The organism is Halobacterium noricense (genome assembly GCF_021233435.1).
Lineage (GTDB): Archaea > Halobacteriota > Halobacteria > Halobacteriales > Halobacteriaceae > Halobacterium > Halobacterium noricense.
In genome coordinates this window covers 854,908-879,814 of record NZ_CP089468.1, presented here as the reverse complement: position 1 = coordinate 879,814, position 24,907 = coordinate 854,908, and the positions used below count along the sequence as shown (strand labels likewise).

General features: G+C 67.8%; 23 protein-coding genes and 1 tRNA gene. 15 read left to right on the top strand and 9 right to left on the bottom strand.

The annotated features are described in order from the left end of the window. Positions 1 to 69 precede the first annotated feature (69 nt). Both LT974_RS04905 and LT974_RS04900 read right to left on the bottom strand, forming a co-directional pair. On the bottom strand, positions 70 to 1,044 hold the full coding sequence (locus LT974_RS04905) for an ArsA family ATPase (protein ID WP_232589565.1): 975 nt from the start codon (positions 1,042 to 1,044) through the stop codon (positions 70 to 72). 70 nt (positions 1,045 to 1,114) lie between these two features. Beyond that, positions 1,115 to 1,411 carry a hypothetical protein gene (locus tag LT974_RS04900; RefSeq protein ID WP_230891496.1) on the bottom strand — a complete coding sequence of 99 codons (297 nt, stop codon included), beginning with the start codon at positions 1,409 to 1,411 and terminating at the stop codon, positions 1,115 to 1,117. 395 nt (positions 1,412 to 1,806) lie between these two features. On the opposite strand from LT974_RS04900, the gene LT974_RS04895 reads away from it, so the two are divergent. Next, positions 1,807 to 3,036, top strand: a complete 1,230-nt coding sequence (locus LT974_RS04895; protein ID WP_232589564.1) for a CobW family GTP-binding protein — start codon at positions 1,807 to 1,809, stop codon at positions 3,034 to 3,036. On the opposite strand, the gene LT974_RS04890 is transcribed toward LT974_RS04895, so the two are convergent. After that, positions 3,037 to 3,276, bottom strand: a complete 240-nt coding sequence (locus LT974_RS04890) for a hypothetical protein (RefSeq protein ID WP_232589563.1) — start codon at positions 3,274 to 3,276, stop codon at positions 3,037 to 3,039. A gap of 81 nt (positions 3,277 to 3,357) precedes the next feature. Here LT974_RS04890 and LT974_RS04885 point away from each other — a divergent pair, with 81 nt between their 5' ends. The 6 genes from LT974_RS04885 (at position 3,358) to LT974_RS04860 (ending at position 9,305) form a co-directional block, all read left to right on the top strand. After that, positions 3,358 to 3,588, top strand: coding sequence for a hypothetical protein (locus tag LT974_RS04885; RefSeq protein WP_232589562.1), 231 nt, complete (start codon positions 3,358 to 3,360; stop codon positions 3,586 to 3,588). Between the two features lie 51 nt (positions 3,589 to 3,639). Continuing rightward, entirely contained in the window at positions 3,640 to 4,566 is a 927-nt protein-coding gene (gene ddh, locus LT974_RS04880) for a D-2-hydroxyacid dehydrogenase (RefSeq protein WP_232589561.1), read from the top strand. A 62-nt stretch (positions 4,567 to 4,628) separates the two neighbouring features. Next, positions 4,629 to 6,278 carry a type II/IV secretion system ATPase subunit gene (locus LT974_RS04875; protein ID WP_232589560.1) on the top strand — a complete coding sequence of 550 codons (1,650 nt, stop codon included), beginning with the start codon at positions 4,629 to 4,631 and terminating at the stop codon, positions 6,276 to 6,278. A 1-nt stretch (position 6,279) separates the two neighbouring features. Beyond that, a complete protein-coding gene (locus LT974_RS04870; protein WP_232589559.1) occupies positions 6,280 to 8,394 on the top strand; it encodes a type II secretion system F family protein in 2,115 nt (704 codons plus the stop codon). A gap of 5 nt (positions 8,395 to 8,399) precedes the next feature. Next, the gene (locus tag LT974_RS04865; RefSeq protein ID WP_232589558.1) at positions 8,400 to 9,086 is read left to right on the top strand and encodes a class I SAM-dependent methyltransferase; all 687 of its coding nucleotides are present in this window, start codon (positions 8,400 to 8,402) and stop codon (positions 9,084 to 9,086) included. A 129-nt stretch (positions 9,087 to 9,215) separates the two neighbouring features. Then, positions 9,216 to 9,305 (top strand) — tRNA-Gly (locus tag LT974_RS04860). Between the two features lie 301 nt (positions 9,306 to 9,606). On the opposite strand, the gene LT974_RS04855 is transcribed toward LT974_RS04860, so the two are convergent. Then, the gene (locus LT974_RS04855; protein WP_232589557.1) at positions 9,607 to 10,353 is read right to left on the bottom strand and encodes a proteasome assembly chaperone family protein; all 747 of its coding nucleotides are present in this window, start codon (positions 10,351 to 10,353) and stop codon (positions 9,607 to 9,609) included. A 113-nt stretch (positions 10,354 to 10,466) separates the two neighbouring features. Here LT974_RS04855 and LT974_RS04850 point away from each other — a divergent pair, with 113 nt between their 5' ends. Continuing rightward, positions 10,467 to 11,378, top strand: coding sequence for an RsmB/NOP family class I SAM-dependent RNA methyltransferase (locus LT974_RS04850; protein WP_232589554.1), 912 nt, complete (start codon positions 10,467 to 10,469; stop codon positions 11,376 to 11,378). After that, positions 11,375 to 11,941 (top strand): DUF7122 family protein, encoded by a 567-nt coding sequence (locus tag LT974_RS04845; RefSeq protein WP_232589553.1) that lies wholly within the window; start codon positions 11,375 to 11,377, stop codon positions 11,939 to 11,941. Before LT974_RS04850 ends, LT974_RS04845 begins: the two co-directional genes overlap by 4 nt. Position 11,942: 1 nt before the next feature. On the opposite strand, the gene LT974_RS04840 is transcribed toward LT974_RS04845, so the two are convergent. From LT974_RS04840 to LT974_RS04830, 3 genes are all read right to left on the bottom strand, one after another. Then, positions 11,943 to 12,314 carry a hypothetical protein gene (locus tag LT974_RS04840; RefSeq protein ID WP_232589552.1) on the bottom strand — a complete coding sequence of 124 codons (372 nt, stop codon included), beginning with the start codon at positions 12,312 to 12,314 and terminating at the stop codon, positions 11,943 to 11,945. Next, positions 12,311 to 12,937 (bottom strand): SatD family protein, encoded by a 627-nt coding sequence (locus tag LT974_RS04835; protein ID WP_232589551.1) that lies wholly within the window; start codon positions 12,935 to 12,937, stop codon positions 12,311 to 12,313. Before LT974_RS04835 ends, LT974_RS04840 begins: the two co-directional genes overlap by 4 nt. A 61-nt stretch (positions 12,938 to 12,998) precedes the next feature. After that, positions 12,999 to 14,507 (bottom strand): DUF790 family protein, encoded by a 1,509-nt coding sequence (locus tag LT974_RS04830; protein ID WP_232589550.1) that lies wholly within the window; start codon positions 14,505 to 14,507, stop codon positions 12,999 to 13,001. Between the two features lie 70 nt (positions 14,508 to 14,577). On the opposite strand from LT974_RS04830, the gene LT974_RS04825 reads away from it, so the two are divergent. Beyond that, positions 14,578 to 14,925, top strand: coding sequence for a hypothetical protein (locus LT974_RS04825; protein ID WP_232589549.1), 348 nt, complete (start codon positions 14,578 to 14,580; stop codon positions 14,923 to 14,925). On the opposite strand, the gene LT974_RS04820 is transcribed toward LT974_RS04825, so the two are convergent. After that, positions 14,922 to 16,280 (bottom strand): DEAD/DEAH box helicase, encoded by a 1,359-nt coding sequence (locus LT974_RS04820; protein WP_232589548.1) that lies wholly within the window; start codon positions 16,278 to 16,280, stop codon positions 14,922 to 14,924. The two genes, LT974_RS04825 and LT974_RS04820, sit on opposite strands and share 4 nt — an antisense overlap. A 101-nt stretch (positions 16,281 to 16,381) precedes the next feature. Between LT974_RS04820 and LT974_RS04815 the strand changes: the two genes are divergently transcribed. The 4 genes from LT974_RS04815 to dnaJ all read left to right on the top strand — a co-directional run bounded on the left by LT974_RS04815 (position 16,382) and on the right by dnaJ (position 22,853). Continuing rightward, positions 16,382 to 16,984 (top strand): nucleotide exchange factor GrpE, encoded by a 603-nt coding sequence (locus tag LT974_RS04815; RefSeq protein ID WP_232589547.1) that lies wholly within the window; start codon positions 16,382 to 16,384, stop codon positions 16,982 to 16,984. Between the two features lie 186 nt (positions 16,985 to 17,170). Continuing rightward, positions 17,171 to 19,057: a molecular chaperone DnaK gene (gene dnaK / locus LT974_RS04810; protein WP_232589546.1), complete on the top strand. Its 1,887-nt coding sequence runs from the start codon at positions 17,171 to 17,173 to the stop codon at positions 19,055 to 19,057. Between the two features lie 157 nt (positions 19,058 to 19,214). Continuing rightward, positions 19,215 to 21,602 (top strand): DUF2298 domain-containing protein, encoded by a 2,388-nt coding sequence (locus LT974_RS04805; protein ID WP_232589544.1) that lies wholly within the window; start codon positions 19,215 to 19,217, stop codon positions 21,600 to 21,602. 102 nt (positions 21,603 to 21,704) lie between these two features. Then, a complete protein-coding gene (gene dnaJ / locus LT974_RS04800; protein ID WP_232589543.1) occupies positions 21,705 to 22,853 on the top strand; it encodes a molecular chaperone DnaJ in 1,149 nt (382 codons plus the stop codon). 343 nt (positions 22,854 to 23,196) lie between these two features. Here dnaJ and LT974_RS04795 read toward each other — a convergent pair whose 3' ends face one another. Continuing rightward, positions 23,197 to 24,066: a 3-hydroxyacyl-CoA dehydrogenase family protein gene (locus LT974_RS04795; protein WP_232589542.1), complete on the bottom strand. Its 870-nt coding sequence runs from the start codon at positions 24,064 to 24,066 to the stop codon at positions 23,197 to 23,199. A gap of 84 nt (positions 24,067 to 24,150) precedes the next feature. Here LT974_RS04795 and LT974_RS04790 point away from each other — a divergent pair, with 84 nt between their 5' ends. Further along, positions 24,151 to 24,831, top strand: a complete 681-nt coding sequence (locus LT974_RS04790; protein WP_232589541.1) for a DUF7409 domain-containing protein — start codon at positions 24,151 to 24,153, stop codon at positions 24,829 to 24,831. Positions 24,832 to 24,907 lie beyond the last annotated feature (76 nt).

Here is a 24,907-nt window from a genome sequence, read left to right as displayed (position 1 = left end):
GAGCGGACGCGCTTCCTCCCACGGCTAAAGCCGAGGGCACCGGGCTGTCACCACTGTGAGACCGGCCGGTCAGACGAACGCGGGTTCCTCGACGGCGACCTCGACGTCGAGTTCGTCGGCGACCTCAGTGAGGAGGTCGCCCTTCACTTCGCGGGTGCGGGACTGAATCTCCGCGAGCAGCGGCGGGGAGAGCGACTCCCGGACGTGGGCGAGGCGCTCGCGCTCGGTCTCGACGCGGTCCTGGAGGTAGCGGGCGCCGCGGCCGTTCTCGTCGTCGTCCGGCGACGGCGTGAGCTTGTTCGCGACGAGGCCCCGGACCGCGAGCCCCTCGTCGTCCATGTCCGCGATGGCGCGCTCGGTCTCGTTCACGGAGAGCTGGTCGGGGTTCAACACGAGGAAGAACGCGGCGTCCTCGCGGAGCGCGCCGCCCGCGAACTCGAAGAACTCCTTGCGCTCCTGGAGGCGCGCCAGCACGGGATCGCCGTCCATCACGCGCCGCGGCTCGTTGTTGCCGACCGCGGCCTTCTCGAAGAGGTCGATGCTCTGCCGGCGCTTGTGCATCAGGCGCTCGACCCACGATTCGAGGAACTCGGGGAGGCCGAGCAGCCGCAGCGTCGACCCGGTGGGCGCGGTGTCGAAGACGACGCGGTCGTAGGGGTCGCTGTTCCGCATCACCTCGACGAAGCGGTCGAACAGCGCGGACTCGTACGCACCCGGCGTCTGGTGGGCCATCTCCAGTTGTTTGTTGATTTCGTTGACCATCGACGCCGACACCTGGTCGGAGAGCCGGTTGCGGATGTCGTCGAGGTGCGCGGTGACCTCCTCGTCGGGGTCGATTTCGAGCGCGGAGAGCCCATCGATGCCCTCGACCGATTCGGGGGCGTCACCGAACTGCTGGTCGAAGACGTCCGAGACGGAGTGGGCGGGGTCCGTGGAGACGACGAGGGTTTCGACGCCCGCGTCCGCGCACTTCTGCGCGTACGCACACGAGACGGTCGTCTTGCCGACGCCGCCCTTCCCGCCGAAGAAGACGAACGGCTTCACCGTGTCCCCTCCGGGGTCGGGCTGTCGGTCGGTCGCTGTGCGAGCGGTCGGCGTGGTGGTGTCGCGGTCATCAGAAGTGGTACTGTTGGCCCTTGCGTTCGAGCATCGTCTGGCGGTCCCAGAGGCGTCGCTCCCACGCCTCGAACTCGTCCTCGATGTACGGTAGAATCTCGGCAGTGTAGTACGAGACCGGCGAGGGAATGCCGAAGGCGTCCGGGAAACAGGCCAGCAGGAACGCGTCCTCGATGTCCTCGGCTTCCTTCTCGATTTTCTCGTACGCCGGGTGGGAAATCATGCCGTGGTAGAGGCCGCGCAGCCACTCCTCGACGACTTCCCGGTAGGCCGCGATCCGCTCGGCGACGTTCATCGTATCGGTGGTACGGCCTCGCGCGGTAAAAGCTGTCGCGGTCGTCCGCCGGCGAGCGGTGGTGTTCAGATAAGGATTGGTCTGACTGCAGCTTCAGCCGTCGAATCAGCCGATTCCCTGGTGGTCGCCGGGAGAGCAACGCTCTCCCGAGGCCTCGGAAATCGGAGATTTCCGGCGGATTGAAAGGGCGAGGTGGTCTCGACGAACCCCGGCGAAGTAAGCACGTGAGCGACCAGCGGGAGCGAACGCGCGCAGCGAGCCGCGGGAGTCGAGACTGCCGAGGGCTTTCAAAAGGCAACGTCGTCTCCGCTACTTTCGTCTGCTTATCTGAACACTGCCCGGCGAGCGGCCCCGAGAAGCACGAGGTTCAAGGCGACTGGCACGTACTCACACGCATGGGCGAACGGAGTCCGGTGACGATACTGTCGGGGAGTCTCGGGGCCGGGAAGACGACACTACTGAATCACTTGCTCGCCAATTCGGGCGACCGCGACGTCGCCGTGCTCGTCAACGACATGGGCGACGTGAATATTGACGCCGACCTCGTGGCGGAGGGCTCGGAATTAGACGTCGCCGAGGGCGTCGCGGAGCTGTCGAACGGCTGCATCTGCTGTGAACTCCAGGACGACCTCGAAACCGCGGTGGTGCGGCTCGCGGGCGACCGCGACTTCGACCACCTCGTCGTGGAATCCTCGGGCATCTCCGAGCCCGCGCCCGTGGCGCGGCTGTTCACCACCGAGTCGCGGGTCGCCGCGAAATATCGCGTGAACGGCCTCGTGACGGTCGTGGACAGTCGGCTGCTCGTGGACACGTTCGGCGGCGACGGCACGCCCGAGCGTGTCGGCACCGACGAGGACGGCCGGCCGCTGTCGGACCTCCTCGTGGAGCAAATCGAGGTGTCGAACGCGGTCGTGCTCAACAAGGTCGACCTCTGCACGGACGCCGAACTCGACGAAGCCGAGGCGCTGGTGGCGGCGCTCCAGCCGGACGCAGACACGGTGCGCACGTCGTTCTCGGAAGTCGCCCCGTCGTGGCTGCTGGACGTCGAGCGCTTCGACGAGAGCGAGGTCGGCGACCTCCCCGGCTGGAAGCGCGCGCTCGACTCGGACGACCACGAGGGCCACGGCCACGACGAGGACGAACACCACGGCCACCGCCACCCCGACGAGGTGTACGGCGTGTCGTCGTTCACGTACCGGGCACGGCGGCCGTTCCACCCCGAGCGAGTCGCTGAAGTCCTACGAACACTCCCAGACGGCGTCGTGCGCTCGAAGGGGACGCTGTGGGTCGCGGGCAACGACCTCCGGCAGACCGTCGGACAGGCCGGGCCGTCGGTGCGCGTGACCGCGCGCGGCCCGTGGATTGCGTCGCTGCCCGAGGTCGAACAGGACCTCTACCGGTCGAACCGCCCGAGCCTGGAGTGGGACGACGAGCACGGCGACCGCCGGACGGAGTTCGTCGTCATCGGGACGGACGTCGAGGAGGCAGCGCTCCGGGAGCGGCTCGACGACGCGCTCGTCACGGACGAAGAGTGGGAGAATGTGGCGCCGCTCCCGGACGGTCCGTTCGGCACGGAGAACGAGGCGGAGGTCGTGCTGCGGGAGCCCGAGCCCGCGACCCAGTAGTCAGCAGGCGCAGCCGTCGGCGTACGTGCGCTCGAATCGCATCGGGTCGCCACAGTCCGGACACAGCGGCGTGCCTGCCTCGTCGCGGTCCAGTCCCTCGTCCTCGATAGTTACGTCCCGCACGCGGACGCTGCAGTCGTCACACCAGTACGCACCCCGCGAGGCGTCGACTTCCACGTCGTCCGCCCCCGACCCCGCGCTCCCCGACAGCGCGGCCGAAACCTTGTTGACGATGCCCATGTCTAATCATAGCATTCGACTGCCTTAGTTCCCGGGTTCCGCCGGCCAAGAGCTAAGTGCGCCACCCCCGCGATTCGACGTATGAGCGAAGACGACCGCGGCGAGCGAGACGAGGTGGGGTTCAGCGAGGCGGCGGAGCGCTCCGAGGGGAGCCCGTGGGTCGCGCAGGGAATCAACGCGGTGCTGTCGGCGCTGTTCGCGCTCGTCGTCGTGGGCGGGCTGGAGTTCATCGGCGCGATGGCGTTCACGCTCGTGAACGTGGCGACGGCGGCAGTGGTCCTCTTCACCATCTCGTACATCGCGACGCGGTGAATTACCACGGGCATCGACAAACTGTAGAGGCCGGGTGAGCAACCCCCCGACATGGTAACGCGCATCGGGATTCACGCGTCCGTGGAGACTCTGTTCCCGCCGACAGTGCTGGTCGACGAACTCGCCGACGTCGACCCCGAAGTGACCGTGGTCACGTCCGACGACCTCGACGACGTCGACGCGCTCGTGACGTTCGCGTACGACGACGCCTTCCTCGACGCCGACTTGGAGTGGATTCACTCCGTGCAGTCGGGCGTCGACCGGTTCCCGTTCGACGACCTGGAAGCCGCGGGCATCCGGCTCACGAACAGCACGGGCACGCACGGCGACAGCGTCGGCGAGACCGTCGCCGGCTACATGCTCTCGTTCGCGCGCCGGCTCCACGCGTACCGCGACCAGCAGGCTGAGAAGCACTGGGAGTGGCCAGCGTGGGACGAACCGTTCACGCTCGCCGGCTCCTCGCTCTGTGTCGTCGGCCTCGGCACGCTCGGCCAGGGCATCGCGGCGCGGGCGGACGCGCTCGGGATGGACGTCGTCGGCGTCAAGCGCACGCCGACGCCCGTCGACCACGTCGACACCGTCTACCCGAGCCCGGACCTCCACGAGGCCATCGCGGACGCGAAGTTCGTCGCGCTCGCGGTGCCGCTCACCGACGATACGGCGGGCATGATTGGCGAAGCCGAACTCGACGCGATGCGCGACGATGCGGTGCTCGTGAACGTCGCGCGCGGCCCGGTCGTCGACCAGGACGCGCTCGTGGACGCGCTGGAAGCCGACGACCTCGCGGGCGCGGCGCTCGACGTCTTCGAGACGGAGCCGCTGCCCGAGGACTCGCCGCTGTGGGAGATGGACGAAGTGGTCGTGACGCCGCACGCGGCCGCGGCGACCCGCGACTACCCCCGGAGAATGGCGGCGCTCGTCCGCGAGAACGTCCGCCGCATCGCCGAGGGCGAGCGCCTCGCGAACGGCGTCGTGTAGCCCGGCGGCGGTCCGGCAGCCAGCCTTTAAGGTGACGCGGGCGAACGTGGAGGTAGTAATCGATGCCCAACGACTTCCTCGCGGACATCGACCGGCAACTCGAAGCCGTCCGACAGCGCGCCGAGCGCGTCGTCGACGTCGTCCGCGGGTCCACGGTCGAACTCGTCGAGTACGACCCCGCCGCCCACGGGCCGCTGGTCGACTTCGACGGCCTCGACGGCTACGAGGAGGTCGACCGCTACTGGGTGCACGCGCCGTACGCGTTCGTCTACGTCGGCCACGACGCCGAGAACGACGAGTACCGCTACCACGTCGTCGAACCAGCGCTCGACGACTTCGAGCAGGAGCTGTTGGAGACGCTGTACGACGACATCCGGGACGCGCTCATCTACGACGCCGAGTACGAGCCCGACGACCCCGAAGCCGTCCTGAAGCGGCAGATGAAGCGGCTCGTCGAGGAGTACGGAATCGACGTCGGTCCGAACGCGTTCTACCGGCTGTTCTACTACCTTCACCGCGCCTTCGAGGGGTTCGAGAAGCTCGACCCGCTGATGCGCGACCCCCACATCGAGGACATCTCCTGCGACGGCTACGGCGTCCCGCTGTTCGTCTACCACGACCAGTACACGGACGTGGAGACGAACGTCTCCTACGAGCAGGAGGAACTCGACGGGTTCGTCGTGCGCCTCGCCCAGCAGTCCGGCCGCCACATCTCCATCGGCGACCCCGTGACGGAGACCACGCTCCCGGACGGCTCCCGCGCGGAGCTCGCGCTCGGCGAGGAAGTCACGCCGCGCGGGTCGGCGTTCACGATTCGGAAGTACAGCGAGGACCCGTTCACGCCCGCGACGCTCGTCGACTACAACACGTTCGACCTCGACCAGATGGCGTACCTCTGGCTCGCCATCGAGTCCAACAAGAGCCTGCTGTTCGCGGGCGGCACCGCCTCCGGGAAGACGACGTCGATGAACGCCATCTCGATGTTCGTGCCGCCGCGCTCGAAGGTGCTCACCATCGAGGACACCCGCGAACTGACGCTGTTTCACGAGAACTGGCTCTCCTCGGTCACCAGAGAGTCCATCGGCGAGGGCGAGGACGTCACGATGTACGACCTGCTGCGCTCGGCGCTGCGCCACCGCCCCGAGTACATCATCGTCGGCGAGGTGCGCGGCGACGAGGCGATCACGCTGTTCCAGGCGATGAACACCGGCCACACGACGTACTCGACGATGCACGCCGACAGCGTGCAGACGGTCATCAACCGCCTGGAGAACGAGCCCATCAACGTCCCGCGGGCGATGATTCAGAGCCTCGACATCCTCTGCGTGCAGACGCTCACGCACGTCGGCGGCGAGCGCGTGCGCCGGAACCGCGTTATCGCGGAAATCGAGGGCATCGACCAGCGCACCGGCGACCTCGACTACTCGACGGCGTTCGAGTGGAACCCCACTGACGACGATTTCGAGCAGCGCGACTCGGTGGTGCTCGACGAGATTCGGGACGAGCGCGGCTGGTCGCGGGGCGAACTGCTGCGCGAACTCCGGAACCGCAAGCGCGTCCTCCGGTACCTCACCGAGCAGGACGTCACGGACTACCGGCAGTTCACGGCCGTCATCAACGAGTACTACGCCGACCCGCAGCGCGTCGTCGACCGCGTCCAGGCCGAATTCGACGAGGACGTCGTCGTGAACGCGCCGGGTGTCGCCGAGTAGTATGGCGTCGCCACTGGTCTTCGCGCCGCTGGTCGCAGTGCTCGGCGTCCTGTTCGCGCTCGCGGCCGCGCCGGTCGCCCGTCCGATAGACCGCTTCGTCTCTCGGGTGTCGCTGGCGGCGTTCGGCGGGCTCGCGCGTCGCCGCCGGGAAGCCAACCCCGAGCAGGTCGCCGCGCTGCAGGGCGCACACGTCCCGCAGACGTACCGCGTGTACGCCGCGCGGACGTTCTTCTACGCGACGGTCGGCGCGCTCGCGGGCAGCATCCTCGGCGTCTACCTCGTCGCGAGCGTGCTCGTGTTCCTCGGGAGCGCCCCCGCGAGCCTCCAGTCGCGGTTCCCCGCAGCCGTACAGGGGTTGTTCGTGGACGGCGTCGGCGGGTTCGCGGTGAGCGAACTGTTCGTGCTCTTCCTCGCCTCGGGCGCGACACTGGGCGTGCTGGCGGCGTACGCCGCCTACCAGCTCCGGTGGTCGATGCCGAGCTACCGGGCGGGCGAGCGCGAGCGCCGCATCGACGTCTCGATGGAGCGCACGGTCGCGTTCCTCTACGCGCTCTCGCGGAGCGGGATGGCGCTCCCCGAGGTGTTGCGGATTCTCGCGCGCAACCGCGACGTCTACGGGGAGAGCGCCGAGGAGATGGCCATCGTCGTCAAGGACGTCGACATGTACGGTGCGGACATCCTGCGCGCGCTCGGCCGGCTCGGTCAGCGCACGCCGAGCGAGGAACTCTCGGAGTTCGCGGAGAACCTCACGAGCGTCCTCCAGAGCGGCCGCAACCTCCCGGGGTTCCTCGAGCGCCAGTACGACTACTACGCGGAGGAAGCCGAAGCCCAGCAGGCGCAGTTCCTCGAACTGCTCGCGACGCTGGCGGAGGCCTACGTCACGCTGCTGGTCGCCGGCCCGCTGTTCCTCATCACCATCCTCGTCGTCGTCGGTCTCACGCTCGGAGACACGCTGACGTTCCTGCAGTTCACCGCGTACCTGCTGATTCCGATGGCGACGCTCGGGTTCGTGGTCTACCTCGACAGCATCACCGAGACCGCGACCGGCGGCACGGTCACCGGCGAGGAAGCGTCGGCGGCTGCCACGCGCTTCCAGTCCATCCCGCGGCGGTCGGCGGCGCGCACGGACGGTGGGGAGACCGCGGGCACGGCGACGGAGACGGAGCTCAATCGCCAGCGCCTCGACGTCTACGAGACGCTGCGGCCGATACTCTACCGGCTGCGCAACCCGCTGTCGGTCGTCCGCGAATCCCCGACCATGCTGTTGTACGCGACGACGCCACTCGCCGGGCTCTACCTCGTCGTCCGGTGGTGGCCGTTCGCGTCGGCTGGCGTCACCGACCTCACGGCGTACGACGACCCGCTCGTCCACGCGACGCTGTTCGTGCTCGGGACGTTCACGATCGCATACGAACTCCACCGAGGCCGCGTGAAAGCCGTCGAGGCGGGCGTCCCGGACTTCCTCGACCGGTTCGCGTCCACGAACGAGGTCGGGATGCCGGTCGTCCAGAGCCTCGGGCGCGTCGTCGGCAGCGACCTCGGCGCGCTCACCACGGAACTCGAACGCACGTGGGCGGACGTGCAGTGGGGCGCACGCGTCGAGCACGCGTTCGGCCGTTTCCGCGACCGCACGGACACCCCCGCCATCTCCCGCGTCGTGACGCTGACGACGAACGCGATGCAGGCCAGCGGCGACCTCGGCCCCGTCCTGCGCATCGCCGCCAACGAAGCGAAGGCGACCCGGCGGCTCGAACGCGACCGCCGCAGCGAACTGCTGACGTACCTCGTCGTCATCTACATCTCCTTTTTCGTCTTCTTCGCCATCATCGTCGCGCTCGACGTCATCTTCATCCCGAACATCCCGGTCGTGGACGCCACCGCATCCACCGACCAGCTCCCCGGTGGGGGTGGCTCGGGCGCGTTCTCGCGGACGGCCCAACTCACGCAAGCCACGAAGGACGCGTACAGCCTCGTTTTCTTCCACACGGGGCTCGTGCAGGCGGTCTGCTCGGGGCTCGTCGCCGGGCAAATGGGACAGGGAAGCGTGAAGGCGGGCGCGAAACACGCCACTGTAATGCTCGCGCTCGCGTACGGTACGTTCGTCCTCCTCGGGTGACTCTCGTGACTGACACTACTGACATCCACCACACCTACGACCGCATCGCCGAGCACTTCTCGAAGACCCGCGAGTACCCGTGGCCGGAAATCGAGACGTTCCTCGCCGACCGCACCGGCAGCGTCGCCGTCGACGTCGGCTGCGGGAACGGCCGCCACACCGAACTACTCGCGGAATGCGCCGACCGCGCAGTCGGCGTGGACGCCAGCCGCGGCCTCCTCGACGAAGCTCGCGAGCGCGCCGCCGACCACGATTTCGACGCGGCCCTCGTCGCCGGCGACGCCGAACGCCTCCCGCTCGCCGCGGATGTCGCGGACCTGGCAGTGTACATCGCGACCATCCACCACCTCCCCGACCGGGACGCCCGCGTCGCCAGCCTCGACGAACTCGCGCGCGTGCTCACCGCCGACGGCGACGCCCTCGTGAGCGCGTGGAGCACCACCCACGACAAATTCGACCGCGAGGCGCGAAACCCCTCGGAAAGTCGAACGGCCGAAGGCAGTGAGATCAGCGTGGAGGGATTCGACACCACCGTCGACTGGACGCTCCCCGGCGGCGAGACGGTCCCGCGCTTCTACCACGTCTACAGCCCCGAGGAGTTCCGCGCGGACCTCGCGGCCAGCTCGCTCGCCGTCGCCGAAACGTTCACTGCCAGCGGGAACTGCTACGGCGTCGTCCACGGCGAAGAGTAACGCCCTTAAGCGACCGGGAGGAACTGGCACGTGAGCACCGATGTTGAGGCGAACGGATTTCGCCGATGCGCGGTGCGAGTGGAACGAGCACCGATGGTGAGCAAAACCGAATGTTTTGCGAGCCACGGCGCGCAAGCGAAGCGCAGCGCACCGATGGTCTAGTGGCTAGGACCTGAGCCTTCCAAGCTCATGGCCCGGGTTCAAATCCCGGTCGGTGCATTTCTGTCGAACGGAGTGAGACGAAATGCACAGGGATTCTGAACCCTGTGAGTCGCAGCCCGCGAAGCGTAGCGAGCAGGAACGTCTCACAACGGTTCAAATCCCGAAAGACGCGTGGCGTCTTTCGATGTTCGCAGTCTTTCGGACTGCTCACTCCCGGTCGGTGCACTCCCGCCGGTCGTTTCCGACCGATGTCTCGCTCGCTGTGCTCGCGAGACTCCCGGTCGGTGCATTTCTGTCGAACGACGCCACGCGAGTCGGGCTACCCGCACGTCGGCCGAGACTCGGAGCCGCCGCGACGCTACTGGAACATCCGCATCGGGCGCGCTTGCGTGGACTCCTCCTCCTCGGCTTCCTGCATGCGCTCGGCGAGGCGCTTTTTCTGTTCGCGAATCTGCTCGGCCTCCTCGACGAGCTCCTCGGTGGGGACGTCGACGTCGGCGAGCGGGTCGACAGCTTCGTCGAGGAGGCGCTTGGACGCCGCGGGGTCGGGGAACTGCGGGTCGGACTCGACGACGAGTCCGATGGCGTCGATGTCGCTCTCGGCCGCGCGGTTGATGAGCGCACCCGTCGGACCGCTGACGAGGCCGCGTTCGGGTGGCGTCCCGATGTCGTTGGCGTCGAGACGGGACGCGGCGTCACCGGTGGCGATGCCGAACACGTCGGGGACGTTCGAGGGGTCGAGGTTCTGCATCGGGAGGCCACTGAGGTACAGCGGCGTGGCGTCGTTGTCCGCGAGCCACTCGGTGATGCAGTCCGCGAACGCGCCGCCGGTGTCGCGGGCCAGCGGTACGTCCGACTGGAGCGCGAGCAGGTCCCGGGACTCGTCGGCGTACAGCCGGACCGGCGGGAGGACGTCACGCGCGTCCTCCTCGTAGACGGAGACGCGGGGGATGTTCTGGCAGTCCACGCTCGCGACGTACTCCATCTCGAAGGCGTCGACGAGGTGGTCGGTGGCGATTTTGCCGACGAGCCCGACGCCCGGCAGCCCCTCGACGAGCGTCGGATTTTCGAGGTCGAACTCCGTTTTGGTGCGAATGCTCGCCATGCGCGAACCGACTCCCGGAGACGGCTTAAAGGCGGGGGCGGCGCGCGAGGAGTGCGGCCGGCGCCGCCGGCGAGCGTAACCCACAAGCGCCCGTCGGGCGTATCACCGGGGTAATGGACGCGCTCTCGCGATACGAACCGCTCGTCGACGACTTCGACGCGTTCCTCGACGCCTGCGAACGCCACCTCCCCACGACGGTCCGGGTCAACTCGATCAAGGCGACCCGGGACCGCGTGGTCGACGCCCTCGAAGCCGAGGGCGTCGACGTCTACGGCCGCGACTGGAACAGCGACGTGCTGGGCGTCGCCACCGGCAAACCGGGGAACACGTGGCCCTACGTCCACGGCTGGATTCACGGCCAGGAGGAAGTGTCGGCCGTGCCGCCCGCGATTCTCGATCCGCAACCGGGGGAGGTCGTTTGGGACTCGTGTGCCGCGCCCGGCGGGAAGACCACCCAGATCGCGGCAGAGATGAACGACGAGGGTCTGGTCGTCGCGAACGACGACAACCTCGGCCGCCTCTCCGCGCTGCGCGGGAACTGCGACCGCCTCGGCGTCACGTGCGCGGCGGTGACGAACACGGACGCTCGCCGCGCGACGCTCGACGCGTTCCCGAACGTCGACGCCTTCGACCGCGCGCTCGTCGACGCGCCCTGCACCTGCGAGGGCACCGTCCGCAAGAACGCCGACGCCCTCGACGGCGCGGGGGCGAGTGCCAGCCGGAATCTCGGTGCGCTCCAGTCGGACATCCTCGAACGCGCCATCGAACTCACTCGCGAGGGCGGGACCGTGGTGTACTCCACGTGCACGTTCGCCCCCGAAGAGAACGAGGCCGTCGTCGACAGCGCCCTCTCCGACGGCGACTGTCGGCTCGTCGAGTTCGACACCGGCCTCGAATCCTCGCCCGGAATCACGGAGTGGAACGACGAGACGTACGACGACTCGCTGACGAAGACGCGCCGCTACTACCCCCACCAGAACGACACGGGAGGGTTCTTCGCCGCGAAACTGGAGGTGACGGCGTGACTGACGACGACCGCGGTTCCAGCGAGAGCGACAGCGGTGGTGACAGCGGTGTCGACCACTTCCGCCGGAACAGAAGCGGCCAGTTCGACCGCCTCCCCGAGACGGACGCCGACCGGACGGTCAAAGGTCGGCCGTCTCGCGAGGCCGTCGTGAACTGGTGGGTCGACCGGTTCGCCGTCCCCGAGGACACCTTCGACGAGTACACGTTCTGGGAGAAGGGCAAGGGGAAGGTCTGGGCGCTCCCCTACGACCCCGGGGAGCCGGTGCCCGTCGAAGCGCTCGGCCTGAAAATCCTGCGCACGCGGCAGGAGCACTGGAAGCCCACGACCGACGCCGTCCAGCGGTTCGGCCGCGACGCCGAACAGAACGTCATCGTGCTCGGCGACGAGCGCGCGAAGCGCTTCATCGCGGGCGAGGAGCAGGAAATCGAGTGGGGCGGCGACTGGGGCTATCTCGTCGTCGCTCACGAACTCGCCGGCGGTGTCGAACCCATCGGCGTCGGCCTCTACACGTACGGCGACCTCAAGTCGATGGTACCGAAGGGGCATCGCCGGGACCTGTAGTTCAGAGGACGGTGACGAGAACTGCAGCCGCGAGTCCGACGAGCACGGAGTACGTGAGGTTGACCAGCGTCCCGGCCAGGTAGAACAGGCTGTTCTTCTCGATGTCGTCTTTCCGAACGATTCCTTTCGCGGCGAACACGACAGCAAGCGCGGTGTACGCGCCAGCGAGGACGAACGTGAGCGTTAGCACGTTTTCACACTTCCCGACGAGAACCCCGACGGCGCGCTCGCGACCAGTCGGAACGTCGTCGTCCGACGGGACAGTACGAAGTGACCGTGTGACGACGAACCCGCTCGTCGCTAACAGGAATGCGTAGCTGGCAACCACGACGAGGAGTCGTTCCGCGGTCGGAACGAACGGGAGCGCGCTCATACTGTTTGCAGGGTGGTTCGTAATCTGGTTTCAATTTCACGGACGGTCGGCCACGATGCGCGTGAGAGGGCCTGAGAGACCGCTGCCTGTGAGATGTCGAGTGCGTTGGCTGTCTCAGCTTGCGAACCCGTCTCCAGATAGCTCTCGACGACTTCCCGCTCGCGGTCCGTCCAGCGACGCTTGGACGCGAACAAGAGATTCACCTCGTCGGCAACTGCCGTATCGAGTGACTCCATCTGGAAGTCGAACGTGAACCGAAGTGCTCCACGTTCGAGTTCCGAGAGGAGGTCGTCCGCCCGGTGGAACGCGGGCCCGTCCATCTGTGAGACGTCTCCAGAGTCGAGGCCGACGTCGACGACACCTTTAGCGACGGCGACTCTGAGTTCGTGTGGGTGGAGCGCAGCGTGAAGCGTGTCGAGGACGTCGTACAGCGGTTCGACGGTGGTGAGAACCCCGCCAATCTCGTCGATTCCCTTGAGCGGTTCGAGCGGTGCGTCGAACGCGTTCTCGTGCTGCTCGGCCACCGTCCGGCAGGCCTCGCGGAGCCGCGCTCCAAACTCCGCACGGTCGTCTATCTCCCGAGAGGAGACAACGTCGCCGAGGAGGACGTACCGGGTCGTCATCAACACGACGTACCCACTAATAACGTATAGGAGTTATGTTCGTAAATATAACCTAAGTGGCTTATTTCTCGCGCAGCGTCCCACCACTCAATCCGTCCCACTCGACGCGGTAGCCGAGCCGGGAGAACAGCGCGCTCGCGTCGGCCACGCCGTAATCCGCTGCGACAGTCTCGGCGTCAGCCCGCGACATCCCTGCCGCTAGCTCCGCAGCCACGTCGTCCAACACGTCGGGTCGGACGAGCGTGCGTCCCACGAGTTCGTGCTCGGGGAAGTGCACGTCCTCGATGGCGGCCTCGCTGACGCTGCGGGACGCCGCGAGGTCCGCGAGCGTGATTGCGTCCGCGTCGGGCGCGAGTTCGTCCGGGAGCGCGGCCGCCGACTCGGCGACGAGGTCGGCTTCGAGGTCGCGGAGTGCGTCCACGACGTCCTTCACGCGCACGGAGCCCGTGTACTCGACGACGCGGTGGTCGCGGGACTGGATGTCCTCGCCGACGCCGAGACTGGCGTCCACGGCGACCAGCAGCGTCTCGTCGGTGGCGTCCAGTTGGGAGAGCTTCTTCTCGACGTACTCGGGCGTCCAAAAGCCCATGATTTCGAAGTAGACGCGCTCGTCGCCGAACGCGTAATCGAACGCGAAGTCCGGCACCATCAGGCGGTCGCCGGCCGCGAGCACGTCCGGCTCGCGAACGAGCTCCCAGTCCAAATCCAGCGATTGGAAGCGCGCGGCGAACTCGCGCTCGACGCCGCTGTCGTACTCCACGTCCGTGACGGGGTCGGCGTCCGGCACGTCGAGGTCGCCCGTGGAGAGTTCGAGCAGGCGCTCCCGGCCACGGTCCTCAATTGTGGCTTCGACTTCCCAGTCGTCGCCTTTCGTGACCGTCCGGAGGACGCGCGCGAACCGCGTGCCGTACCGCCGCGAACGCTGGAACAGCGCGTCCGGGCCGGTGAGCACGACTTCGCGGCCCTCGCCGTCCTCGACGGGGATCACCTCGTACAGCAAGCCGAGGCGCTTCACCGCGGAGACGAGCCGGCGCGGGTCCGAGGAGCGCACCCGGAGTTCGGTCGCGTCGAACAGCGCGGTCTGCGCGAGCGAGAGGTTGTACTGGGCGACCAGCGACGCGGGCGTCCAGCGTGAGGCGACCTCCGTCAACACTTCCCGAGTCTCGCGGTCGGCGTACAGCGAGGCCGCGAGTTCGTCAGAGGTTACGTCGCCCGGGAAGCCGTCGGCTGCCGCGGAGAGCGCGCGCTCGCGCTCGTCGGCGTCGACGACGCCCACGTCCTCGGCGGCGGTGAACGCTGCGCGGCGCGCCGACCGCGGGTCGACTGCGGACTGCACCTCGAAGGCCGCGTCGCGCTCGACGAGGTGCGCGAGCCCGCGCACGAGTTTGAAGTCGCGTGCCTCCTGCTCCAGGTCCGTCAGCGACTCGCGGAGGTCCGCACGCTCCTCGCCGACGTGGCCCTGGAAGGTCCCGAGCACGCGCGCGGCGAGCGCCTCGTCGTCCTCGCTCGCGAACTGCGGCTGGTAGCCGCCGCCCGCCCGGGACACTCGCAGGAGGTCTTTCGTCAGCACGCTCGGCGGTTGGCGGCGCACGCACAAAAGGATACAGAAGATTCTTGCCGGTACGCCCGGACCGAGACGTATGAACCGGCGGACGCTGCTCCGACGGACGGCCGTCGCGAGCGTCGCCCTCCCGCTCGCGGGCTGCCTGCGAAGCGGCGATAGCGAGGCGGGGTTGACGGTCGCCGACTCCACGTACGAGGAAGGCGAGAATGGCAACGTCGTGGTCGTCGTCACCGTCAGCAACCCCTCCGGCCGCGAGGCGTCGGGGACGCTGTACGTCAACACGGAGTTCGACGACGAGGCCTACACGCGCGTCCGAGAGGTCACCCTCGGCCCGAACGAGACGACGGTCGTCCGCGTCGAGTACGACGTCGCCTACGACGACGTCACGAACGCCAGTTGGAACACGGACCTCGTCGAGGACTAGCGGCGGCGGTCGGCGACCCGTTCTTCTGCGGTGTCGGCGCTCACGAGCTCGTACAGCAGCGCGCGCCCGCCGTCCTCCTTCGGTCGGAGCACGCGCCCGAGCCGCTGCGTGAACTCGCGCTCGCTGCCGCTGCCCGCGAACACCACCGCGACGTTCGCGTCCGGCACGTCCACGCCCTCGTCGAGGACGTTCGCCGTGACGACCCGCGAATACTCACCGCTCCGGAACTTCTCCAGAATGGTTCGGCGCTCGCTGGCGCCCGTCTCGTGCGTGATCGCGGGGAGGAGGAACGTCTCGGAGAGCCGGTAGACGAGGTCCGTCGACGCCGCGAACACGATGACGCGGTCGCGGCGGTGGCGGTCGAGGATGCCTTCGAGACGCTGGACTTTCGCGTCGCTCTCGCGGACGATACGGCGCGCGCGCTGTTTCGCCAGCAGCGCCTCGCGTGCCCGCGGATCGTTCCCGGAGCGCTTCACGAGCTCCTGGTAGTCGCTGCCCGAGCGCAGTCGGACGTTCGACTGCTTGAGGTAGTCCGTGAACGTCCCCTGTGCGGCCTCGTAGCGCTCGCGCTCCGCGGCCGTCAGCGGCACTTCGAGGCGCTTGACGTCGTACTCCGCGAGGTGGTCGCCCGCGAGGTCGTCCGCGGAGAGTCGGTAGACGACGTCGCCGACGAGGTCCGCGACGACCTCGTGGGCGTTGTCGGGGCGCTCGAACGTCGCCGTCAAGCCGAGTCGAGCGGGCGCGGCGAGCAGGCGCGCGATGTTCTGGAACTCCTCGCCGCCGAGGTGGTGGACTTCGTCGAAGACGACGAGCCCGAACCGGTCGCCGAGGTCGTCCGCGCGGAGGTACGCGGAGTCGTAGGTCGCGACCGTAATCGGCCCCACCACTTGCTCGCCGCCGCCGAGTTGGCCGATGTCGCAGTCGAACTCGCGGCCGAGTTCGCGCTTCCACTGCGTCAACAGGTCGATGGTCGGCACGACGACGAGTGCGGACTGGCCGACCGCCTCGATGGCCTTCAAGCCGATGACCGTCTTCCCGGAGCCCGTCGGCAGTTCGAGCACCCCGCGGCGGTCGTTGCCGGTCCACGCGTCGAGGGCGTCCTGCTGGTAGTCCCGGAGTTCGTACGCGGATTCGACGGCGAGGGCGTCGGCGTGGAGCGCGTCGTCCTCGTAGGGAATCTCGCGCGCGTCGAGGTACGCGACGAGGTCGGCGTACGCTATTGCCGGCGCTCGTCCCGTCTCCGTGCGCTCGTCGTACTCGACGCCGGGCAGGCTGGCGACGCCGTCGGTGGGCGGGCCGTCGCCGTCGTGCTCGACGCGAAGCGTGCCGTCCTCGAACGCCAGCCGGACTGTCACGCGCGGACGTAGGAAGCGGACGCTAATTAGTCGTCGGACTCAGTAGCGCCGAGCGCGGGCGTCCCGAAATCCGTAAACCCGAGTATCCGTTTCCCACGCACATGAGCAACGACGCCGAGCAGGCTGCCGACGCCGACGCAGACGCCGACGACGCCAGCGGGGAGTCGCTGGCCGAGCGCGTCCGCGAGCACGACGAGGACCTCGGCGACGAGGTCGCGGACCTCGAAGCCCGCGTCGCGGAACTGGAGGCCGACCTCTCCGAGGCGGAGGCCGAAGTCGACGACCTGACGGAGCGACTGCAGGCCAAGCAGGCGGACTTCCAGAACTACAAGCAGCGCGCGAAGCAGCGGCAGGAGGACATCCGGGAGCGCGCCACCGAGGACCTCGTCGAGCGCCTGTTGGACGTACGGGACAACCTCGGCCGCGCGCTCGACGAGGAGTCCGGGGACGTGGACAGCCTCCGCGAGGGCGTGAAACTCACGCGCAAGGAGTTCGACCGCGTGCTCGACGCGGAGGGCGTCTCCGAGATTGCGCCGTCCGCCGGCGAGGAGGTCGACGCGCAGCGGCACGAAGTGATGATGCGCGTGGACAGCGACCAGCCCGAGGGCACGGTCACGGACGTCTACCGCTCGGGCTACGAGATGGGCGGGAAAGTGCTCCGGCCCGCGCAGGTCACCGTCAGCGACGGTCCTGGCGGCGAGTAACGTTCTGCGGCACTCGGGAATTTTTTCGGCGGACGACGCACCGATAGTCCACCGGTTCGTCATAAATCCGCCGGCCCGTTTTTCCGGTGGTCGGGAAAACCGCAAGATGGCAGCGACTCGCTCGTTCGTGGCACTCGGTGTCACTAGCAAGGCTTAAAGGGAAAACGCGGCTTACACACGGGTAACATGGCAAGTGAGAAGATTTTGGGCATCGACCTCGGCACCACGAACAGCGCGTTCGCGGTGATGGAAGGTGGAGACCCCGAAATCATCGTCAACAGCGAAGGCGACCGCACGACCCCGTCGGTGGTCGCGTTCGACGACGGCGAGCGCCTCATCGGGAAACCCGCGAAGAATCAGGCCGTCCAGAACTCCGAGGAGACCGTCGCGTCCATCAAGCGCCACATGGGCGAGGACTACACGGTCGAACTCGACGGTGAGGAGTACACGCCGGAGCAGATTTCGGCGATGATTCTCCAGAAGATCAAGCACGACGCCGAAGAGTACCTCGGCCAGGACGTTGAGAAGGCCGTCATCACGGTCCCCGCGTACTTCAACGACAAGCAGCGCCAGGCGACGAAGAACGCCGGCGAAATCGCGGGCTTCGAGGTCGAGCGCATCGTCAACGAGCCGACTGCCGCGTCGATGGCGTACGGCCTCGACGAGGACCAGGACCAGACTGTCCTCGTCTACGACCTCGGTGGCGGCACCTTCGACGTCTCCATCCTCGACCTCGGTGGCGGCGTCTACGAGGTCGTCGCGACCAACGGGGACAACGACCTCGGTGGCGACGACTGGGACCAGGCCATCATCGACTACCTCGCCGACGAATTCGAGAACGACCACGGCATCGACCTACGCGACGACGAGCAGGCCCTCCAGCGGCTCAAGGACGCCGCCGAGGAAGCCAAAATCGAACTCTCCTCCCGCAAGGAGACGACCGTCAACCTCCCGTTCGTGACGGCGACCGACTCGGGTCCGGTCCACCTCGAACAGGACATCACGCGCGCCAAATTCGAGAGCCTCACCGAGGACCTCATCGAGCGCACCGTCGGCCCGACGGAGCAGGCCCTCGAGGACGCCGGTCTCTCGAAGAACGACATCGACGAAGTGATTCTGGTCGGCGGCTCCACGCGGATGCCCCAGGTTCAGGAGCAAGTCGAGGAGCTCGTCGGCCAGGAGCCCAAGAAGAACGTCAACCCCGACGAGGCCGTCGCGCTCGGCGCGGCCGTGCAGGGCGGCGTGCTCTCCGGCGAAGTCGACGACATCGTGCTCGTGGACGTCACCCCGCTCAGCCTCGGTATCGAGGTGAAGGGCGGGCTCTTCGAACGCCTCATCGAGAAGAACACCGCCATCCCGACGACCGCGTCGAAGGTGTTCACGACCGCCGCGGACAACCAGACGAGCGTCCAGATTCGCGTCTTCCAGGGCGAGCGCGAAATCGCCAACGAGAACGAACTGCTCGGCGACTTCCAGCTCACGGGCATCCCGCCAGCGCCCGCGGGCACCCCCGAAATCGAAGTCACCTTCGAAATCGACGCCGACGGTATCGTGAACGTCGAAGCCGAGGACAAGGGCTCCGGCAACGCCGAATCCATCACCATCGAGGGCGGCGTCGGCCTCAGCGACGAGGAAATCGAGGAGATGCAGGAGGAGGCCGAACAGCACGCCGAGGAGGACGAGCAGCGCCGCGAGCGCATCGAAGCCCGTAACGAGGCCGAGACCGCGATTCAGCGCGCGAACAGCCTCCTCGAAGAGAACGAGGAACTCGTCGACGAGGACCTCGAAGCCGACGTGAACGACGAAATCGAGAACCTCGAAGCCCTCCTCGACGAGGACGACGTCGACCCCGACGAGCTCGAAGACGCCACCGAATCCCTCAGCAAGACCCTGCAGGAAATCGGCAAGCAGGCCTACCAGCAGGAAGCCCAGGCAGGCGCTGGCGGCGCTGGGGCGGCCGGTGCCGGCATGGGTGGCATGGGCGGCGCAGGCCCCGGTGCTGGCGCTGACGGCGACGACGAGGAGTTCGTGGACGCCGACTTCGAAGACGTCGAGGAAGACAGCGAGGAGTAACGCGACTCGCTGTCATCCTCGACTCGGGAAATCACGAACCGAAACTGACGCGATCCGCCGACGGCCGAATTTCTCGCTGCCGTTCTTCTACGTTTGAGAGCCGTGCCGAGGCCCCGAGGACAGAAGGTTTATGCGCGGCGTGGACCGCCACTTCGATATGTCAGACGCCGCCGTCGTCCTCCGCTGGCTCGTGTTGTACGGCGCGTTCCTCGTCGCCGCGCTGCCGATAGCGCGGCTGCTGTTTCCGTCCGCGCCCGACGACGGCGCGGGGTTCGCAATTCCAATCGCCACCGTCGTCGTGACGATGGTCGCGTTCTACGTCGGGCAGTTCAGCTTCGGGCCGTGGACCGCACTCGTCAGCGTGGCGGCGCTGGTCGCGCTCGGTGCAGTCGGGCATCGCCTCGCGCAGCGTCGCGGGCTCGCCGACTACGACTGGAGCCGGGTCGCGAGCGCGTTCGCGGTGTTCGCGGTCGGGTTCGGGTTCGTGCTCGCGCTGCGGTCGATGAATCCCGTGATGAGCGGCTGGGGCGGCGAGAAGTTCCTTCACACCGGGCTGTTGAACGCCGTGCTGCGCGCGGAGGCGCTGCCGCCCGAGGACATGTGGTACGCGGGGAAGTCGGTGCGCTACTACTACGGATTGCCAGTCTTCAACGCGGTCGCGGCGTTCCTCACGGACACGAGCGTGGAGTACGTCCACAACGTCGCGCTCGCGGGCTACTTCGGGACGCTCGTTGTGGGCGCGTACTCGCTGTGTGGGTGGATTACACGCGACCGCGGCTACTCGCGGCGGCTCGGCGGCGCGCTCGGCGTGTTCTTCGTGGCGTTCGCCGGGAACGCCGTGACAATCGTGCGGTTCGCGCTCGGGCGGCTCCCCCGCGACCTCGCCGTAAAGTGGGGTCGGGCGGCGTTCAACCTGAACCGCTCGGACTACACCCAGATTCTGTTCGAGCAGTCGTCGCTGTCCTCGTGGGGCTGGTGGGACACCCGTTACGTCGTCGAAGGGACGCTACAGGAGTTCCCGCTGTACTCGTTCGTGAAAGCCGACATGCACGGTCACACCGTGACGACCGGCTTCCTCGTGCTGTCGGCGGCGCTGGCGTACGCCTACGTGCAGACGCCAACGAGCGCGCGCAAGCGCCGCGCCGGCCTGCTGTTCGGTGGGCTCGGCGCGGTCGCGGGCTACTTCGGCGTGACGAACACGTGGTCGCTGCCGAGCGCCGTCGGAATGGCGTGGCTGGCGGTCGTCTACGCCGGCCCACACCCCGCGACGCTGGTCCCGGGCCGCGTCGGCGAACACCTCCAAGCAGTCGCGCCCGAATCCGGAGAATCGCGGCGCTCGCTCGTGCTCGCGGAGGCGTGGCGGACCGTGCTCGCGGCGATCGTCGCGGCCGGCGTCGGCGCCGTGGGATACCTGCTCGCGTCGCCGTTCCTGCTCGCGAGCGTCCCGCCGAACGACGGCATCGGGCTGTTCCCGCCGCGCACGACCGCTGCGGGCGTGCTGCTCATCTACGGCGCGCTGCTCGCGCTGTTCGCGACGTACCTGCTCACGCGGCTCACCACAGTCGAGGACAGCGACACGACGGACGTGGCGAAAGCATTTGGCGCAGTCGCGCTCGTGGTTGGCGTCGGCGCGCTCGTCGGTGACCTCGGCGCAGTCGTCGTCCTCCTGCCGGTCGTCGTGGGCGCGTGGCTCGCGATGCGCTTCCGGGAGTCGGCGGGCTTCGAAGCGATGCTCGTCGTCGGCGGCGTCGGCCTCGTGCTCGCGATGGAACTCGTCCACGCCAAGGTCCACCCGTTCGAGCTCGCGCGCTGGAACACGACGCTGAAAGTCGCCATCCAGGGGTGGGTGTTCTGCGGGCTCGCCGCCGGCCCCATCGCCGCGATTCTCGTCGGCGACGTTCGGGCCGCCACACCCTCGCTGGCCGAGGTCCGGCAGTCCAGCGCGGCGACCGCCACGACCGCTATCTCGGTCGTGCTCGCGGTCGTGCTCGTCTCCTCGGCGCTGTTCGCGCCCCTCGTCGTCGCGACGGACGTCGTCGAACCGTATCAAGATGGAGTGAAGCCGTCGCTGGACGGGTACGCGGAACACCGGGCTGACCACCCGCAGGAGGTCGCCGCGATGGAGTGGTTCGAGGACGAAGTGAGCACGACGCAGTCGGTGCTCTGGATGGAGCGCGAGACTGGGACGCCGCCGTTCGTCGAGAAGCCCGGGTTGAGTCGCGGCTGGCAGAACCCCGTCTCGACGCTCACGGGGCTGCCGACGGTCGCGGGCTGGTTCCACGAAACCGGCTACCGCGGCGACGAGCCGTACTACCAGCGCGTCAGCGACGTGAACATCGTCTACGAGACGAACGACGCGCGCTCGCGGGCCGTCCTCCTCGACAAGCACGACGTGCAGTACGTCTGGGTCGGGCCGCTCGAACGAGAGGAGTACGACGTCGGGTCAATCGCTGACGACCCCGGCATCGAAGCCGTTTACACGAACGACGCGGTCACCATCTACGAAGTCCACCACGACGAACTCGTCGACCAGTCCACCGAATAGCCCGAAGGCGCACCGCGTCGAACCGGATTCGCCGGCGTCGACGCGCCCAACGCCGACAAGCGGGCGTTTCAAGTGTCTCAATCGGATACGTACGCACAACTGATGAGCGAGGACTTCTACGAAGCTCTCGGCGTCTCCCGGGACGCCTCCGAGGAGGAAATCAAGCGGGCGTACCGCGAGAAGGTCTCGGAGTACCACCCGGACGTCAACGACGACCCCGACGCCGAAGAGAAGTTCAACAAGATACAGACGGCCAAGGACGTCCTCACCGACGAGGAGAAGCGCCAGCGCTACGACCAGCTCGGCCACGAACGCTTCACGGAAGCCGAAAAGCGCGGCGGCGCTGGTGGCGGCGCGGGCGGCATGGGCGGCGGCCCGTTCGGCGGCGCTGGCGGCGGTGGCGCGGGCGGCATGGGCGACATCTTCGACCAGTTCTTCGGCGGTGGCGGCCGCGGCCAGCAGGGGGGTCCCCAGCCCGGCCGCGACCTCCGCACGCGGCTCACCATCACGCTCGAAGAAGCCTACGAGGGCGTCCAGAAGCAGGTCACCGTCCGGCGGCCCGAAGCCTGTCCGGACTGTGACGGCGCGGGCTACCCCGAGGACGCCGACGTGCGGACGTGCCCGCAGTGCGACGGCCAAGGGCAGGTGACGCAGGTCCGGCAGACGCCGCTGGGCCGCGTCCAGCAGACTCAGGAGTGTTCGCGCTGCGGCGGCGACGGCGAACTCGCCTCCGAGACGTGTTCGACCTGCAGCGGGCAGGGCCAAGTCCGCGAACAGGCGACACTCACTGTGGACGTGCCCGCCGGCATCCGTTCCGGGCAGACGCTCCGCATGGACGGTGAAGGCGCACCAGGCGACCGCGGCGCGCGCAACGGCGACCTGCTCGTCGAAGTCGACGTCGAAGACCACCCGGACTTCGAACGCGACGGCAACGACCTCCACCACCGCCACGCCATCTCGTTCCCACAGGCCGTCTTCGGCGACGAAATCGAAGCCCCCACGCTCGACGGCGGCGCGACCTTCGACCTCGACGCCGGCACCCAGAGCGGCGAGACCTTCCGCCTCAAAGGCAAGGGAATGCCTCGCCTGCGCGGCCGCGGCAGCGGCGACCTCTACGTCACCGTGCAAGTCGTCACGCCGGAGTCCCTCAACGAGGAGCAACGCGAAGCCTTAGAACAGTTCGCGGAAGCCGGCGGCGAAGAAATCGACGTCGACCAGGGCTTCTTCGAGAAACTGAAGAGTAGCTTCTAAACGCACTTTTTGCTGCGCTCGGCGCACGGAGCGCGCCGTCGCTGGCAAAAACTTGCGGAAAAAGCACTCCTCCCTCCCACCCTCCGGTCGGTCGTCGGCCTCGCGGCTGCGCCGCGAGTGAACCGCTTCGCTCGGGTCCTTCGGACCACTCGCTCGCGGATGCTAGCGGGTCGGTGTCTTGGTCAGTAGAATCGCTACTTTCTGCGTAGGTTCAAGTAAGAAGCCGGGACCAACCTGGCGCGTGACCTGACAGCCGCCCGGTGTGCTCGGATGTGGGACGGCGGCAGCGCACACCGGGTTCAGTTCGCCGCCTGCAAGCCCTTCGTGGACGATTCGGGTCCGCTTACGACTCCTCCTCGTAGTCGTAGAACCCCTTTCCGGTCTTCTTCCCGAGGTCGCCAGCGTCGACCTTGCGCTTGAGGAGGTAGGCGGGCTTGTAGCGGTCGCCGAGTTCCTCGTGAAGCGTCTCGCTGGCGTCGTAACAGATGTCCAGGCCGATGTGGTCAGCGAGTTCGAGGGGACCCATCGGGACGTTCGTGCCGAGTTTCATTCCCTTGTCGATGTCCCCCTTCGTGGCGACGCCCTCGTCGAACGCGCGGATGCCCTCGTTGATCCACGGCATCAGGATGCGGTTCGTCACGAACCCGGGCTTGTCCTCGGACTCCCACGTCTCCTTGCCGAGCGCTTCGGTGAAGTCGTGGGCGAGTTCGACGACCTCCTCGCTGGTCTTCTCGCCGACGACGACCTCTACGCCGGTCATGATGGGGACCGGGTTCATGAAGTGGAGACCGACGATACGGTCCTCGCGGTGGGTTGCGGCTGCGATGGTCGTAATCGAGAGCGTCGACGTGTTCGTCGCCAGCGGCACGTCGTCGGGGACTTCGTCGTCCAGCTCCGCGAAGATGTCCCGCTTGATGTCCATGTTCTCGACGGCTGCCTCTACGACGAGGTCCGACTCCGAGAAATCTTCGAGGTCGGTCGTCCCCGTGATGCGGTCGAGGATGTCGCCGCGCTCGTCGGCGTTGACCTCGCCCTTCTCCACGAGGCGGTCGAGGGAGTCCTCGATGCGGTCGAAGCCCTGCTCGACGAACTCCGTCTCGATGTCCCGCATCACGACGTCGTAGCCGGCGGTCGCGGCGACCTGTGCGATGCCAGCACCCATCGTGCCAGCGCCGACGACGCCGACCGTCTCGATGTCTTGAAGGTCTCGCATAGCCGCGACTGCGACTGGCTGACACCTAAGGATGCCGGAACGTGGAAACACTCAAGCACCTTCGGGGGCTTCGTCCCAGCAACTGTGACAGACGAGGACACGCGGGACGCGTTACTGTCGCTGAGCTGCGTCGGGCCAGCGACCGCGGACGTCCTCGTCGATACCGACGTGGACGCCCGCGACCTCGAATCGAAGGTGGTCTCGCACGCGGAACTCGTCGACTTCGGCGTCAACCCCGGGGTCGCCGCTCGCATCCGCCGCGAGCACTCCCTCCAGTGGTCGTTCGAGGGCGGCCAGGACCTCGACCGGCGCGCCGAGCAGGTGCGCGGCCTCCACGACGAGGAGCGCGAGTGGGTTGCCGCGAGCTACGACGACGACGAGGCGTCCGCCGACGGCAGCGGGGACGCGACCGCCGAGGAGTCGGCGTGGCGCAAACAACCCGTTACTCCGAGCGGCGGCGCGGAGTCCGGCGTCGACGAAACCGAGAACGAGGCTGCGTGGCGCGAGCGGTCGTGGCCGAACGGCGACGGCAACGACGCGTCGCCCGAGCGCGACGAGCGCGAGTGGCGCGAGCAGTCGACGCCCACACCCGTGACCGCCGTGGAGGATATCGATGTCCGCGATTCGGAACTGTTGGCTCGCGCGGGTGTGACCTCGGTCCGGAGCCTCGCGACCGCGCACGTCGAGCACGTCGCGGACTCGCTGGGCATCGCGGAGGACGAGGTCGCGGCGTGGAAGCGCGCCGCCGCCGACCACGAACAGTAGTTACTCGGGGTGCAGTAAATATGCATAAAATTGGCGTCTCGGCGCGACTCGCGGACAGTTAGACACTTATACGTCC

Coding starts and splice junctions, on each gene's coding strand:
- LT974_RS04900 (WP_230891496.1), bottom strand. CDS start 1,411: ATGAACGTCGCCGAGCGGATCGCGGCCTACCGGGAAGTCGTCGAGGAG.
- LT974_RS04895 (WP_232589564.1), top strand. CDS start 1,807: ATGGGCGAACGGAGTCCGGTGACGATACTGTCGGGGAGTCTCGGGGCC.
- LT974_RS04890 (WP_232589563.1), bottom strand. CDS start 3,276: ATGGGCATCGTCAACAAGGTTTCGGCCGCGCTGTCGGGGAGCGCGGGG.
- LT974_RS04885 (WP_232589562.1), top strand. CDS start 3,358: ATGAGCGAAGACGACCGCGGCGAGCGAGACGAGGTGGGGTTCAGCGAG.
- ddh (WP_232589561.1), top strand. CDS start 3,640: ATGGTAACGCGCATCGGGATTCACGCGTCCGTGGAGACTCTGTTCCCG.
- LT974_RS04875 (WP_232589560.1), top strand. CDS start 4,629: ATGCCCAACGACTTCCTCGCGGACATCGACCGGCAACTCGAAGCCGTC.
- LT974_RS04870 (WP_232589559.1), top strand. CDS start 6,280: ATGGCGTCGCCACTGGTCTTCGCGCCGCTGGTCGCAGTGCTCGGCGTC.
- LT974_RS04855 (WP_232589557.1), bottom strand. CDS start 10,353: ATGGCGAGCATTCGCACCAAAACGGAGTTCGACCTCGAAAATCCGACG.
- LT974_RS04850 (WP_232589554.1), top strand. CDS start 10,467: ATGGACGCGCTCTCGCGATACGAACCGCTCGTCGACGACTTCGACGCG.
- LT974_RS04840 (WP_232589552.1), bottom strand. CDS start 12,314: ATGAGCGCGCTCCCGTTCGTTCCGACCGCGGAACGACTCCTCGTCGTG.
- LT974_RS04835 (WP_232589551.1), bottom strand. CDS start 12,937: ATGACGACCCGGTACGTCCTCCTCGGCGACGTTGTCTCCTCTCGGGAG.
- LT974_RS04825 (WP_232589549.1), top strand. CDS start 14,578: ATGAACCGGCGGACGCTGCTCCGACGGACGGCCGTCGCGAGCGTCGCC.
- LT974_RS04815 (WP_232589547.1), top strand. CDS start 16,382: ATGAGCAACGACGCCGAGCAGGCTGCCGACGCCGACGCAGACGCCGAC.
- dnaK (WP_232589546.1), top strand. CDS start 17,171: ATGGCAAGTGAGAAGATTTTGGGCATCGACCTCGGCACCACGAACAGC.
- LT974_RS04805 (WP_232589544.1), top strand. CDS start 19,215: ATGTCAGACGCCGCCGTCGTCCTCCGCTGGCTCGTGTTGTACGGCGCG.
- dnaJ (WP_232589543.1), top strand. CDS start 21,705: ATGAGCGAGGACTTCTACGAAGCTCTCGGCGTCTCCCGGGACGCCTCC.
- LT974_RS04795 (WP_232589542.1), bottom strand. CDS start 24,066: ATGCGAGACCTTCAAGACATCGAGACGGTCGGCGTCGTCGGCGCTGGC.